This is a genomic window from Enterobacter sp. RHBSTW-00593, from assembly GCF_013784105.1.
Classification (GTDB): domain Bacteria; phylum Pseudomonadota; class Gammaproteobacteria; order Enterobacterales; family Enterobacteriaceae; genus Enterobacter; species Enterobacter ludwigii.
Map to the genome: position 1 here is coordinate 3809586 of NZ_CP056393.1, position 13577 is coordinate 3823162.

A 13577-nucleotide genomic window follows, 5' to 3' on the forward strand; every position below is an offset into this window, starting at 1 on the left:
AACGATGCGACATCGCGTACTTTTTGCCACAGCGTTTGCCACCCTTGTCTCCACCAGCACGTTTGCTGCAGACCTGCCGGGCAAAGGCATTACCGTGCAACCGGTGCAGAGCACCATTTCAGAAGAGACCTTCCAGACGCTGTTAGTCAGCCGCGCGCTGGAAAAACTGGGCTATACGGTCAACACCCCAAGTGAAGTGGATTACAACGTGGGCTACACCTCGATTGCCTCCGGTGACGCCACCTTTACTGCCGTCAACTGGCAGCCGCTGCACGACGATATGTATGCCGCCGCCGGCGGGGATAAGAAATTCTACCGCGAAGGCACCTTCGTGACCGGTGCGGCCCAGGGGTATCTGATCGACAAGAAAACAGCTGACCAGTACCACATCACCAATATCGAGCAGCTGAAAGATCCGAAGATTGCCAAACTGTTCGACACCAACGGTGACGGCAAAGCTGACATGATGGGCTGCTCGCCGGGCTGGGGCTGTGAGGCGGTGATTAATCACCAGAACAAAGCCTTTGACCTGGCGAAAACGGTCGACGTCAGCCACGGTAACTACTCGGCGATGATGGCCGACACCATTGCCCGCTTCAAAGAGGGTAAACCGGTTATCTATTACACCTGGACACCGTACTGGGTGAGCGACGTGCTAAAGCCGGGGAAAGACGTGGTGTGGCTGCAGGTCCCCTTCTCTTCCCTGCCGGGCGAACAGAAAGATATCGACACCAAACTGCCAAACGGCATGAACTATGGCTTCCCGGTCAACACGATGCATATCGTTGCTAACAAAGCCTGGGCTGAGAAAAACCCGGCGGCAGCGAAACTGTTCTCGGTGATGAAACTGCCTCTGGCGGACATCAACGCCCAGAACGCGATGATGCACGCGGGGAAATCCTCCGAAGCTGACATCAAAGGCCACGTGGATGGCTGGATCAAAGCCCACCAGCAGCAGTTTGATGGCTGGGTAAAAGAAGCGATGGACGCGCAGAAGTCATAAGAGCCCTTCAGACCTGCCCTCTCCCCACGGGAGAGGGTTAACTCCCCTAAACCGCACGATCCAGCACGTAACAATCCCACCACATTCACAATCATTCGCTATTATGGTTCACGGAAAAATAATCACTTAACTCACGATTCCTGAACCTGATGACTAAAACAACTCAAGGGCTTAGCCCGGCACTCATCCTTTTAATGTCCGTGGCAACGGGTCTGGCAGTCGCCAGTAACTACTACGCGCAGCCACTGCTCGATACTATCGCCCGCGCATTTAACCTTTCTGCCAGCTCAGCTGGCTTTATTGTCACCGCCGCGCAGCTTGGCTATGCCGCCGGGCTGCTTTTCCTCGTGCCGCTGGGCGATATGTTTGAACGTCGGATGCTGATTGTCTCCATGACCTTGCTGGCCGCTGGCGGGATGCTGATCACCGCCAGCAGCCACTCGTTAACGATGATGATTATCGGCACCGCGTTAACGGGTCTGTTCTCCGTCGTGGCGCAGATTCTGGTTCCGCTCGCCGCCACTCTCGCCTCACCGGAAAAGCGCGGCAAGGTGGTGGGAACAATCATGAGCGGCCTGTTGCTGGGGATTTTGCTGGCGCGGACCGTCGCCGGGCTGCTGGCGAGTCTTGGTGGCTGGCGTACCGTGTATTGGGTGGCGAGCGTACTGATGGCCGTGATGGCGCTTGCCCTGTGGCGCGGGCTGCCAAAGGTGAAGCAGGAAAATCACCTTAATTATCCGCAGCTTCTCGCCTCCGTTTTCAGCCTCTTCACACACGATAAACTGCTGCGTACACGTGCGTTGCTGGGCTGTTTGACCTTCGCCAACTTCAGCATCTTATGGACCTCAATGGCGTTTCTGCTGGCCGCGCCGCCGTTCAATTATTCCGAAGCGGTGATTGGTCTGTTTGGTCTGGCGGGCGCTGCGGGAGCCCTGGGCGCGCGTCCGGCGGGCGGACTGGCGGATAAAGGCAAATCCCATCTGACGACCTCTGCCGGGCTGGTTCTGCTCCTGCTCTCCTGGGCAGCCATCTGGTATGGACATACCTCTGTACTGGCGCTGATCGTCGGTATTCTGGTACTCGACCTCACCGTGCAGGGCGTGCATATCACTAACCAGACCGTCATCTACCGCGTGAAGCCAGAGGCGCGTAACCGCCTCACGGCCGGATACATGACCAGCTATTTTATTGGCGGCGCAGCGGGTTCGTTAATTTCAGCCTCGGCGTGGCAGCATGCCGGTTGGTCAGGCGTGTGCGGGATAGGGGCAATCGTCGCCGCGCTGAATCTGCTAGTATGGTGGCGTGGGTACCATCGCCAGGACGTAATTAACTAAGTTTTACATTGCTTTGGGCCTCTTAGGGTGTAAAGGGGCCCTGCAGTCTGTTAATGTAAACGTAATCATTTATCCCAGAAATTTTAATGTGGGTGACATATTTTCTACCGGCATGAATAGTTCAGACCCCCGTCCTCACATCCTCTCTTCCGCGGGTTCACTCCCAACGCTCTCTGTGCTCACCGGGTCACGGACTTACCCGGCGCTTTCTGATGGTGACATAAGTTTGGCGGATATAACCGCACAAATAATTCATTTACATTATTTGTCACTATCGTTACTATATCGGCTGTAATTAATGAGGTTATGCCCAAATGGATAGTTCGTTTACGCCCATTGAACAAATGCTTAAATTCCGCGCCAGTCGTCATGAGGACTTCCCGTATCAGGAGATCCTGCTGACCCGCCTGTGCATGCACATGCAGGGTAAGCTACTGGAAAATCGTAATAAAATGCTGAAAGCTCAAGGGATTAACGAGACGTTGTTTATGGCGTTAATTACGCTGGAGTCTCAGGAAAATCACAGCATTCAGCCGTCAGAGCTGAGCTGCGCGCTGGGTTCATCCCGTACTAATGCCACCCGTATTGCCGATGAACTGGAAAAACGCGGCTGGATTGAACGCCGTGAAAGCGATAACGATCGCCGCTGCCTGCATCTGCAGCTGACCGACAAAGGTCACCAATTCCTGCGTGAGGTGCTGCCACCTCAGCATAATTGCCTGCATCAACTGTGGTCTGCCCTCAGCACCACCGAGCGCGACCAGCTTGAGCACATTACTCGCAAGCTGCTGACCCGTCTGGACCAGATGGATGAAGACGGCGCTGTTCTAGAGGCGCTGCGCTAACGCGACAACACGCTCAACAATCCCAGACTCATAAGAAAACCGACAGGCCAGCACGTCACACTGCTGGCCTTTCTGACAACAGCTCGGCTCAGCCGATGTGAAAATAAGAAGATCGTGGAGAACAACAATGAGCGCAAATGCGGAGAGCACTACCCCGCAGCAACCGGTCAATAAAAAGGGCAAACGCAAAAGCGCCCTTATTGTACTGACATTGCTCTTTATTATTATTGCCGTGGCATATGGGATCTATTGGTTTTTAGTATTGCGTCATGCTGAAGAGACAGACGATGCATACGTGGCAGGGAACCAGGTACAAATTATGGCGCAGGTATCGGGCAGCGTGACGAAAGTCTGGGCTGATAACACCGATTTTGTGCAAAAAGGGGATGTATTGGTCACGCTCGATCCGACCGACGCCCAACAGGCTTTTGAAAAAGCCCAGACCGCGCTGGCCTCCAGCGTCCGTCAGACCCGCCAGCTGATGATCAACAGCAAGCAGCTGCAGGCCAACATCGACGTGCAGAAAACCGCACTGGCGCAGGCGCAGAGCGACCTGAACCGTCGCGTTCCCCTCGGCACTGCCAACCTGATTGGCCGTGAAGAGCTGCAGCACGCGCGTGATGCCGTTGCCAGCGCACAGGCGCAGCTGGACGTGGCGATTCAACAGTACAACGCCAACCAGGCGATGGTGCTGGGCACCAGCCTGGAAAACCAGCCTGCCGTGCAACAGGCTGCCACCGACGTGCGCAACGCGTGGCTTGCCCTGCAGCGTACTAAAATTGTCAGCCCGATGACCGGCTACGTCTCTCGTCGTTCCGTCCAGCCTGGCGCCCAAATTAGCCCAACCACGCCGCTGATGGCGGTCGTTCCGGCGGACAACCTGTGGGTTGATGCGAACTTTAAAGAGACGCAGCTTGCCCATATGCGTATCGGCCAGACCGCGACGGTGATCAGCGATATTTACGGTGATGACGTGAAGTACACCGGGAAAGTGGTCGGCCTGGATATGGGGACCGGCAGTGCCTTCTCCCTGTTGCCAGCGCAAAACGCCACCGGGAACTGGATCAAAGTGGTTCAGCGCTTGCCCGTACGTATTGAACTGGATGCAAAACAGCTGGCGGACCATCCGCTGCGTATTGGCCTCTCTACGCTGGTAACGGTTGATACCGCCAACCGCGATGGTCAGATCCTGGCAAGTCAGGTGCGCAGCACCCCGGCTTATGAAAGTAACGCCCGTGAAATTAGCCTCGATCCGGTCAATAAACTGATCGATGACATCGTGAAGGCAAACGCCGGTTAATCCGAAGGTGAGCGTTATGCAACAGCAAAAGCCGCAAAAACCGCTGGAGGGGGCGCAACTGGTTATCATGACCATTGCGCTGTCGCTGGCGACATTCATGCAGGTGCTGGACTCTACCATCGCAAACGTGGCGATCCCAACCATCGCCGGTAACCTTGGCTCGTCACTGAGCCAGGGGACCTGGGTCATTACCTCGTTTGGGGTGGCAAACGCCATCTCCATCCCTATCACCGGCTGGCTGGCGAAGCGCGTCGGTGAAGTGAAGCTGTTCCTGTGGTCAACGGTATTGTTCGTGCTCGCCTCTTGGGCATGCGGCATGTCCAACAGCCTGACGATGCTGATCATCTTCCGCGTCATTCAGGGGATTGTGGCCGGGCCGCTGATTCCGCTGTCGCAGAGTTTGCTGCTGAACAACTATCCGCCCGCTAAGCGCTCTATCGCGCTGGCGCTGTGGTCAATGACGGTGATTGTCGCACCGATTTGCGGGCCTATCCTCGGCGGCTATATCAGCGACAACTACCACTGGGGCTGGATCTTCTTCATCAACGTGCCAATTGGTGCGCTGGTGGTGATGCTGACCCTGCAAACGCTGCGCGGTCGCGAAACCCGAACAGAGCAGCGGCGAATTGACGCCATTGGTCTGGCGCTGCTGGTGGTCGGGATCGGTAGCCTGCAGGTGATGCTCGATCAGGGTAAAGAGCTGGACTGGTTTAACTCGACAGAGATTATCATCCTGACCGTTGTGGCGGTGATATCGCTGAGCTTCCTGATCGTCTGGGAGCTGACGGATGATAACCCCATCGTCGATCTCTCGCTGTTTAAGTCGCGAAACTTCACCATCGGCTGCCTGTGTATCAGCCTGGCCTACATGCTCTACTTCGGCGCAATCGTTCTGCTGCCGCAGCTGTTGCAGGAGGTATATGGCTACACCGCAACCTGGGCAGGTTTGGCTTCTGCGCCAGTGGGGTTAATTCCAGTCCTGCTGTCGCCGATTATCGGCCGCTTCGCTCACAAGCTCGACATGCGCAGGCTGGTGACCTTCAGCTTTATCATGTACGCGGTGTGCTTCTACTGGCGCGCGTATACGTTCGAGCCGGGCATGGACTTTGGCGCATCCGCATGGCCGCAGTTCATTCAGGGCTTCGCCGTGGCGTGCTTCTTTATGCCGCTGACGACCATTACGCTTTCCGGCTTACCGCCTGAGCGCATGGCGGCGGCATCAAGCCTGTCGAACTTTACGCGTACGCTGGCAGGCTCCATCGGGACGTCGATCACCACGACCCTTTGGACCAATCGCGAGTCGATGCACCATGCGCAATTGACCGAAGCGGTGAACCCGTTCAACCCTAACTCGCAGCAGATGTACAGTCAGCTTCAGGGAATGGGAATGACGGAGCAGCAGGCGTCCGGCTGGATCGCCCAGCAGATCACCAACCAGGGCCTGATTATCTCGGCAAACGAGATATTCTGGATATCGGCGGGGATCTTTATCATCCTGCTGGGACTGGTATGGTTTGCCCGACCACCGTTTGGCGCCGGAGGCGGTGGCGGCGGTGCGCACTAACGTGCGGTGTCCAGATCGCGACAGCGATTGTCAGTAACGATAAAGCAGCGCTCCTGAAATCGATTCACGATAGTGAAAAGACAACAGGAGCGCACCATGCTGAAAACACCTTCCGACAAATACCAACCTCAACCTGCTATTTCCCTGCCCGATCGCCGCTGGCCTGAGCAACGCCTCACGCAGGCGCCGCGCTGGCTTTCCACCGATTTACGCGACGGTAATCAGGCCCTTGCCGAGCCGATGGACAGCAACCGCAAACTGCAGTTCTGGGCGTTGTTACTGCGTTGCGGATTCAAAGAAATCGAAGTCGCTTTCCCCTCCGCCTCGCAGACGGACTTCAATTTTGTGCGTCAGTTGATCGACGAAAACCGCATTCCGGATGACGTCACCATTCAGGTATTAACCCAGGCGCGTGAAGACCTTATCCTGCGCACCTTTGCGTCGCTGCGCGGGGCGAAGCAGGCCACGGTACACCTGTATAACGCCACCGCCCCGCTGTTCCGCCGCCTGGTATTCGGTATGGAGAAAGCGCAAATCGTTGAGCTGGCGACCCGTTCCACGCGTCTTATCCGCACGCTGTGCGAAGAGAATCCCGCCACCCGCTGGCAATACGAATACTCTCCGGAAACTTTCTGCTTTACCGAGCCGGACTTTGCGCTGGCGATTTGCGAAGCCGTGGCAGACATCTGGCAGCCGTGCGCCGAACGCCCGATGGTGATCAACTTACCGGCCACCGTTGAGGTCAGTACACCGAATGTCTATGCCGATCAGATTGAGTATTTCTGCCGTCATTTCAGCCGCCGCAGCGATGTCTGCATCAGCGTCCATCCGCATAACGACCGCGGCACCGGTGTCGCCAGCGCGGAGCTGGCCCTGATGGCCGGTGCAGACCGTGTCGAAGGGTGTCTGTTTGGTAACGGAGAACGAACCGGTAACGTCTGCCTGGTCACGCTGGCAATGAACCTCTACAGCCAGGGGATTAGCCCGAATCTGGACTTTAGCGACATGAATCACGTGGTGGAGGTGGTAGAAACCTGCAACCAGCTGCCGGTGCATCCGCGCCATCCGTGGGCAGGACGGCTGGCGTATACCGCATTTTCGGGTTCACACCAGGATGCCATCAAGAAAGGCTTTGATGCCCGCAAGCCTGACGAACGCTGGGAGATGCCCTATCTGCCGGTTGACCCACAGGATATTGGTTGCACCTACGAAGCGGTGATCCGGGTTAACAGCCAGTCAGGAAAAAGCGGCAGCGCGTGGCTTATCGAACAAAACCATGGTCTGAAATTACCCCGCGCCCTGCAGCAGGACTTTAGCCAGCACGTACAGCAGGAAACCGACCAGCACGGTAAAGAGATGACGCAGCATGCGCTGTGGCAACTGTTCCGCACACGTTATGGGCTGGTAGAGACGCCGGACTTTGCCCTGCACGCTTACCGTAGCGACAGCCAGCAGGACGGGCAGTTACATCTGACGGCAAGCGTCACGACGCAGGGCGGGATGCGCCAGCTGGAGGGGCAAGGCAACGGGCTGTTATCCGCAGCGGCCAATGGTATAAGCCGCTGGGTCACGACCCCGTTTGTGATTAAGGACTATCACGAACATACGCTTGGGGAGCGCAGCGACAGCCGCTCGGTGGCGTATATCCGCTGTCTGTTTCAGGATGGTAGCAGTCGCTGGGGCGTCGGCATTGACAGCGACGTGGCCCGCGCGTCTCTTCAGGCCCTGTTCAATGCTGTCAGCTAGCTGTCTTTGAAATAATCGCTGGGTGATATCCCCATCACCCGGCGAAACATCGCCGTAAAGGCACTGTGGCTGCCGTAGCCCAGATCCAGCGCCACTCGTAGCACTGGCTGACCTTGTCCCAGGCGCAGCAGCGCTTCCAGCAGGCGCGCCCTTCTTAGCCACTCACCGTAGCTTAACCCCGTCTGCTGCTTAAAATGGCGGTTCATCGTACGTTCACTCATACCAAGCGTGTTTGCGGCCTGCATGCTGCCCCAGCTTTCCCCCGGCAACAGCCGGATCTGCTGGCAAAGGGTACGCAACGGCTCGCTTTCCGGCTCAGGCAGGTGAAACGGCAGCACCCGCAACGTGCGGATTTCATCCAGAATGAGCTCATATACGCGCTCATCACGACTGCCAGGCGAGTAGGACGCCTCAAGCGTCAGCGAGGTGAGGATAAGTTCGCGTAACAGACCGGAGATATGGACTATCTGACAGGTTGCCGGAAGATCGGCTCGCGCCAGGGGATCGATAAACAGCGTACGCGCCGCAACGTTACCGGTAATACGCAAAGAGTGCGGAGTGCCCGCGGGTAACCAGACGCCACGTCCGGGCGGCACCACCCAACAACCTGATGCGGTATCGACTCTCACCACCCCACTCAGGGTGTGCAGCAATTGCGCGCAGTCGTGCTGATGCCACGGCTCGCTGTCGCCATGAAGGTAATCATGGGCATAAGGAACAAGTGGGCGATGGGTAAAGGAGAAGGTTGAGGTCGTGGTCATGAGGTTAAACACCCCTCACCCTACCCTCTCCCTGAGGGAGAGGGAAAAGGTGCACTAGATGTGCAGTTCCTGCAGTTTTTCTTTTGGCAGCGCCAGCGCTTCGTTGCTGTTTACGCGAACGTCACGCTCGATGATATGACGCGCGATCTCCTGGGCTTCTTCCAGAGAGTGCATCTGGTAAGTTCCGCACTGATATACGTTCAGCTCAGGGATCTGGTTCTGCTCTTTCACCTTCAGCACATCTTCCATTGCCGCTTTCCAGGCATCCGCGACGCGTTTCTCTTCAGGCTGGCCAATCAGGCTCATGTAGAAACCGGTACGGCAACCCATCGGAGAGATATCGATGATCTCCACGCCATTACCGTTCAGGTGGTCACGCATAAACCCGGCAAACAGGTGCTCCAGGGTGTGAATGCCTTTCTCTGGCATCACTTCTTTGTTGGGCACGCAGAAGCGCAGATCGAATACGGTGATCGTGTCGCCGTGCGGGGTGTGCATGGTCTTCGCCACACGTACTGCAGGTGCTTCCATACGGGTATGGTCGACAGTAAAGCTATCTAATAACGGCATACGTCACCTCCAATAGTGATTTTTTTTAAAATAAACTGAACTCTTCTACAAAATGCACGTCTGAGTATATGAAAGACGCGCATTTGTTATCATCATCCCTGAATTCAGAGATGTATATTTTGGCCACAGCGATGTGGCCTTTTTCTTTTCTGTTAAGCCTGTTTCGCCAGAAACGCCTCAAACGACTCCGTATCCGCCGCTTCAACCTCTTTCTGACGCACGACAGACGCGTCTCGTTCTGCCACAAAATCGGCTTCACTCAGAATCTCTAACGGCTCCTGCTTCAGCATCTCGCGGTATTCCGCAGAGAGCGAACGCCCGGTGCCGCCAATACCCTGATCAATCATAGAACGCAGAATACGCGCTGAGAACGTCAGTTCCGGGTTATCAAACGATTCAACCAGCTGGTCGCAGACGTTTTGATAGGCTTCCCCACCGTCAATGCTGTCCATGGTCCGGGCAACACGCTTCAGGTCGCGGAACAGATCCTTACCCACTTTCGTCAGCGGGAACTGCGCTGTCTCGCAGCCAATCCCCAGCGTCAGACCCGGCTTGCGCCCTTCCAGAATCACGCGGTTCCAGTTGGTACGGGTACAGAGCAGTTCCTCTGAACTCATTTCCGGCGCATCCGCCAGTACGCACCAGACCATAAACAGATCCAGGAAGCGAACCTGCTGCTCATCAACGCCGATGGGTGAGAACGGGTTGATATCCAGCGAACGCACTTCTATGTATTCAATCCCGCCGCGCTGCAGTGCATCCGACGGGGTTTCACCGCTGCGCGTAACGCGCTTCGGACGAATAGGCGCGTACAGTTCATTTTCAATCTGCAGCACGTTGCTGTTGATCTGCAGGCGCTTACCGTCTTTTTCGAGGCCGATTTTCTCGTACTCTTCCGACGGCGTTTTGATCGCCCGCTTCAATCCTGCCACATATTCGTGCAATTCGTTAAACGTAATACCGAGATTGCTTTGCGACTTATTGGTATAACCCAGATCGCTAAGACGCAGAGAGGTGGCGTACGGGAGATAGTACATTCCACACTCTGTCTTCTCGAACGGCAGCGTGGTCGGTTTCCCCTGCAGGAATGACGAGCATATCGCAGGCGATGCCCCAAACAGATACGGAATGACCCAGCCAAAACGATAGTAGTTGCGGATCAGGCGGAAATAACCCGCGGAGATCGCGTCTTTATCCGTTTCGCCGCACTTCGCCTGCCAGAACGCCATGGGTAAAGAGAAATTGTAATGCACGCCAGAGATGGTCTGCATCAACGCACCGTAGCGGTTTTTCAGCCCCTCACGATAGAGCGTTTTCAGCTGACCGATATTTGACGTGCCGTATTGCGCCAGTTCAATCTCCTGGCCTTGTTCGATATAGCACGGCATGCTGAGCGGCCACATACGCTCATCACCCAGATTGCGGGCAGTGTAGCGATGGATGTCGCGCAGAATCGTTAGCATATGATCAATATCACCATCCACTGGCGTGATGAATTCCAGCAGCGCTTCAGCGAAATCGGTTGTGATCCATTTATGTGTCAGCGCCGAGCCTAACGCCTTCGGGTGACCCGTTGTCGCTAAGCTACCGTCCGCGTTAACGCGCAGCGTTTCACGCTCAAGACCACGCTGAATACCCTTCAGTGCCTGAGGGTGATTTTCCAGCCAGGCCAGCGCCTGAGATACGTCCGGGATCAAATTGACCTCCCGCCTGTCAAAGTATTGTTACTCAGCATAATTGTAATGGTTGACGATTGAAGGTCGCGTATTCATTCCACCAATTAGTGCCACCACGTCATACCCTGTAGTGTTGCCCATGCCACGAGAACATAGCGCAACGCCTTGCCAAGGCACAAAAAAAAGAGCACTGGCCCCCAGGAGATGCGCATCCATCCCGCCAGCAGGCACAGTAAATCACCTATTACAGGCATCCAGCTTAATAACAGCGTGGCAGCGCCATAGCGTTTTAGCCAGCCGACTGCCTTTTCCTGCCAGCGCGATTTTTCACGCAGCGGAAAGAAACGCCCAAGAATAACGTTAGTCAGCCCTCCAAAGCTATTACCCATTGTTGCTATTAACACGAGCAACCAGGGCTGACTCACGCCAGACAACAGCATCGCCACCAGCACCACTTCCGAATTTCCCGGCAAGAGCGTGGCGCTTAAAAAACTGCTGGCGAATAATGATAAAAGTGACAGCGCGTCACTCACAGTAAGCGGACGTCCACAACATCCATCCCGGCATCGCGCGCGGCCTGAATACCAAAATCAGCATCTTCGAACACAACACATTTCACCGCAGGCACACCCATCAATTCTGCACAACGCAGGAAGGTGTCCGGTGCGGGCTTGTGATTTTGAACATGATCGGCGGCAACCACCGCAGAGAAATAATGGCGCAGGCCAAGATGGGTGAGCAGCGCTTCCGCAATAGCGCTTTCACTGCCCGTGCCAACGGACATAGGACGACGCCCGTGCCATGCTTTTACGACGTCAATTAACGGTAACGGGCGCACGGTATCTAAAAGCATCGCTTTTACCGCATCGGTTTTTTCACGGGCCAGAAGGTGCGGGTCGAGATCGGCATGATTACGTTCAATCACGGCCTGCGCTATACGCCAGGTTGGGGCTCCGTTGAGGGCGATCATCGCCTGAAGATCGAAACGCATACCGTAACGAGCAAGGACATCAGTCCAGGCTTGACGATGCGTGGGTTCGGTATCCAGGAGAGTGCCATCCATATCGAAGATCAAACCGTCATACTGTGCGTACATCGTGCTCTCGCTAAACGATTAACAAAGCATTACTTTATCGTAAACGGTGGTTTTTGTCGCTCAAAGAGAAATGATTGCTGACGGAACGTCGAAGGAATAACCAGGGAGAAAGAGAGTGGTACAGAAAAGAAGATGGTGCATCCGGGAGGATTCGAACCTCCGACCGCTCGGTTCGTAGCCGAGTACTCTATCCAGCTGAGCTACGGATGCATCGGGAAATGCTTTTGAAACAGTAAATGGTGCATCCGGGAGGATTACTCGGCTGCGCCTCGCCCTTCGGGCCGTTGCTAAGCAACGTTATCCTCCCTGGTGCTTGCGGCTAACCCGCAGACCTTGAAACAACAACCTTGCTGTTATCTCGGAGAAGATGGTGCATCCGGGAGGATTCGAACCTCCGACCGCTCGGTTCGTAGCCGAGTACTCTATCCAGCTGAGCTACGGATGCATCAGGGTACTGCTTTCAGAAATAGTAAATGGTGCATCCGGGAGGATTACTCGGCTGCGCCTCGCCCTTCGGGCCGTTGCTAAAGCAACGTTATCCTCCCTGGTGCTTGCGGCTAACCCGCAGACCTTGAAACAACAGCCTTGCTGTTATCTCGGAGAAGATGGTGCATCCGGGAGGATTCGAACCTCCGACCGCTCGGTTCGTAGCCGAGTACTCTATCCAGCTGAGCTACGGATGCATCGGGATTTACTATTGTACTACTCGATATTCATATCACTTCGAAAGCAATATGAAGTAATAGATGGTGCATCCGGGAGGATTCGAACCTCCGACCGCTCGGTTCGTAGCCGAGTACTCTATCCAGCTGAGCTACGGATGCAAAATGGCGGTGAGGCGGGGATTCGAACCCCGGATGCAGCTTTTGACCGCATACTCCCTTAGCAGGGGAGCGCCTTCAGCCTCTCGGCCACCTCACCACACAACGCCTCTTTCGAGTGCTCCGAGTAACTCGTTAAGAGCTTCTCGTCGCTGCGTGGCGCATATATTACTTTCTGGGACTTATAAGTCAAACAATTTTCCAAAAGCTTTTATCGTTTGCACAAATCACACGCAATTCGCATGCAAAAGCCGCAAAGAGGGTGTTTTATAAGCGGATTTTGCAGGCATCTTCTCAGAAAACTGATGACAGAATAGTGATGTTGAGGCGAGTTAAGGGTAAGAGAGTGGTTAAAAACAGAGCGATTGAAATTAAACGGTAACTTTAAGCAGGAAAAATGGCGGGAGAGGTTGCGTCTCGCCCGACAGCGAGACGCGACAATATCAGTAACTGGACTGCTGGGATTTTTCAGCCTGGATACGCTGGTAGATCTCTTCACGGTGGACAGATACTTCTTTAGGAGCGTTTACACCAATACGTACCTGGTTACCCTTTACCCCTAAAACTGTCACGGTGACCTCATCCCCAATCATGAGGGTCTCACCAACTCGACGAGTCAGAATCAGCATTCTTTGCTCCTTGAAAGATTAAAAGAGTCGGGTCTCTTGTATCCCGGCATTATCCATCATATAACGCCAAAAAGTAAGCGATGACAAACACGTAAAGTGTAAGCAGTCACGGCATCACATTCTGTTAAACGTAAGTTTAGCCGATATACACAAACTCAACCTGACTTTATCGTTATCGATAGCGCAGTGAACAAGACGCCATAACGTTACCGCTATGGCGTCTGCTTGTGCT

General features: G+C 55.0%; 12 protein-coding genes and 5 tRNA genes. 6 read left to right on the forward strand and 11 right to left on the reverse strand.

Translation table 11 applies throughout. The features are described from left to right. Positions 1-4 precede the first annotated feature (4 nt). From proX to leuA, 6 genes are all read left to right on the forward strand, one after another. Entirely contained in the window at positions 5-1003 is a 999-nt protein-coding gene (proX, locus tag HV242_RS18225) for a glycine betaine/L-proline ABC transporter substrate-binding protein ProX (protein ID WP_014171321.1), read from the forward strand. A gap of 149 nt (positions 1004-1152) precedes the next feature. Next, complete coding sequence (locus tag HV242_RS18230) at positions 1153-2337, forward strand: MFS transporter (RefSeq protein ID WP_014171322.1); 1185 nt, start codon at positions 1153-1155, stop codon at positions 2335-2337. A gap of 314 nt (positions 2338-2651) precedes the next feature. Then, the gene (emrR, locus tag HV242_RS18235) at positions 2652-3182 is read left to right on the forward strand and encodes a multidrug efflux transporter EmrAB transcriptional repressor EmrR (protein WP_014171323.1); all 531 of its coding nucleotides are present in this window, start codon (positions 2652-2654) and stop codon (positions 3180-3182) included. 127 nt (positions 3183-3309) lie between these two features. Next, a complete protein-coding gene (emrA, locus tag HV242_RS18240) occupies positions 3310-4482 on the forward strand; it encodes a multidrug efflux MFS transporter periplasmic adaptor subunit EmrA (RefSeq protein WP_020883861.1) in 1173 nt (390 codons plus the stop codon). A gap of 16 nt (positions 4483-4498) precedes the next feature. After that, positions 4499-6046 (forward strand): multidrug efflux MFS transporter permease subunit EmrB, encoded by a 1548-nt coding sequence (gene emrB / locus HV242_RS18245; RefSeq protein WP_020883860.1) that lies wholly within the window; start codon positions 4499-4501, stop codon positions 6044-6046. 96 nt (positions 6047-6142) lie between these two features. Next, positions 6143-7792, forward strand: coding sequence for a 2-isopropylmalate synthase (gene leuA / locus HV242_RS18250; protein WP_063858697.1), 1650 nt, complete (start codon positions 6143-6145; stop codon positions 7790-7792). Here the strand turns inward: leuA and HV242_RS18255 are convergent. From HV242_RS18255 to csrA, 11 genes are all read right to left on the reverse strand, one after another. After that, the gene (locus HV242_RS18255) at positions 7789-8553 is read right to left on the reverse strand and encodes an AraC family transcriptional regulator (RefSeq protein WP_050737212.1); all 765 of its coding nucleotides are present in this window, start codon (positions 8551-8553) and stop codon (positions 7789-7791) included. The genes leuA and HV242_RS18255 overlap by 4 nt on opposite strands. A 54-nt stretch (positions 8554-8607) precedes the next feature. Next, a complete protein-coding gene (gene luxS, locus HV242_RS18260) occupies positions 8608-9123 on the reverse strand; it encodes an S-ribosylhomocysteine lyase (RefSeq protein WP_032680415.1) in 516 nt (171 codons plus the stop codon). A 152-nt stretch (positions 9124-9275) separates the two neighbouring features. After that, positions 9276-10820, reverse strand: a complete 1545-nt coding sequence (gene gshA / locus HV242_RS18265; protein ID WP_014171329.1) for a glutamate--cysteine ligase — start codon at positions 10818-10820, stop codon at positions 9276-9278. A gap of 83 nt (positions 10821-10903) precedes the next feature. Then, the gene (locus HV242_RS18270; RefSeq protein ID WP_032678833.1) at positions 10904-11332 is read right to left on the reverse strand and encodes a YqaA family protein; all 429 of its coding nucleotides are present in this window, start codon (positions 11330-11332) and stop codon (positions 10904-10906) included. Continuing rightward, positions 11329-11895 (reverse strand): fructose-1-phosphate/6-phosphogluconate phosphatase, encoded by a 567-nt coding sequence (yqaB, locus tag HV242_RS18275; RefSeq protein ID WP_014171331.1) that lies wholly within the window; start codon positions 11893-11895, stop codon positions 11329-11331. Before yqaB ends, HV242_RS18270 begins: the two co-directional genes overlap by 4 nt. Positions 11896-12028: 133 nt before the next feature. Continuing rightward, positions 12029-12105 (reverse strand) — tRNA-Arg (locus HV242_RS18280). 158 nt (positions 12106-12263) lie between these two features. Beyond that, a tRNA-Arg gene (locus HV242_RS18285) sits at positions 12264-12340 on the reverse strand. Positions 12341-12501: 161 nt separating this feature from the next. After that, positions 12502-12578 (reverse strand) — tRNA-Arg (locus tag HV242_RS18290). A 64-nt stretch (positions 12579-12642) separates the two neighbouring features. Beyond that, positions 12643-12719 (reverse strand) — tRNA-Arg (locus tag HV242_RS18295). Between the two features lie 4 nt (positions 12720-12723). Beyond that, a tRNA-Ser gene (locus tag HV242_RS18300) sits at positions 12724-12816 on the reverse strand. Positions 12817-13159: 343 nt separating this feature from the next. Next, positions 13160-13345 carry a carbon storage regulator CsrA gene (csrA, locus tag HV242_RS18305; RefSeq protein WP_000906486.1) on the reverse strand — a complete coding sequence of 62 codons (186 nt, stop codon included), beginning with the start codon at positions 13343-13345 and terminating at the stop codon, positions 13160-13162. Between the last annotated feature and the right edge of the window lie 232 nt (positions 13346-13577).

Coding starts and splice junctions, on each gene's coding strand:
- HV242_RS18255 (WP_050737212.1), bottom strand. CDS start 8,553: ATGACCACGACCTCAACCTTCTCCTTTACCCATCGCCCACTTGTTCCT.
- luxS (WP_032680415.1), bottom strand. CDS start 9,123: ATGCCGTTATTAGATAGCTTTACTGTCGACCATACCCGTATGGAAGCA.
- emrA (WP_020883861.1), top strand. CDS start 3,310: ATGAGCGCAAATGCGGAGAGCACTACCCCGCAGCAACCGGTCAATAAA.
- yqaB (WP_014171331.1), bottom strand. CDS start 11,895: ATGTACGCACAGTATGACGGTTTGATCTTCGATATGGATGGCACTCTC.
- emrR (WP_014171323.1), top strand. CDS start 2,652: ATGGATAGTTCGTTTACGCCCATTGAACAAATGCTTAAATTCCGCGCC.
- emrB (WP_020883860.1), top strand. CDS start 4,499: ATGCAACAGCAAAAGCCGCAAAAACCGCTGGAGGGGGCGCAACTGGTT.
- proX (WP_014171321.1), top strand. CDS start 5: ATGCGACATCGCGTACTTTTTGCCACAGCGTTTGCCACCCTTGTCTCC.
- leuA (WP_063858697.1), top strand. CDS start 6,143: ATGCTGAAAACACCTTCCGACAAATACCAACCTCAACCTGCTATTTCC.
- HV242_RS18230 (WP_014171322.1), top strand. CDS start 1,153: ATGACTAAAACAACTCAAGGGCTTAGCCCGGCACTCATCCTTTTAATG.
- csrA (WP_000906486.1), bottom strand. CDS start 13,345: ATGCTGATTCTGACTCGTCGAGTTGGTGAGACCCTCATGATTGGGGAT.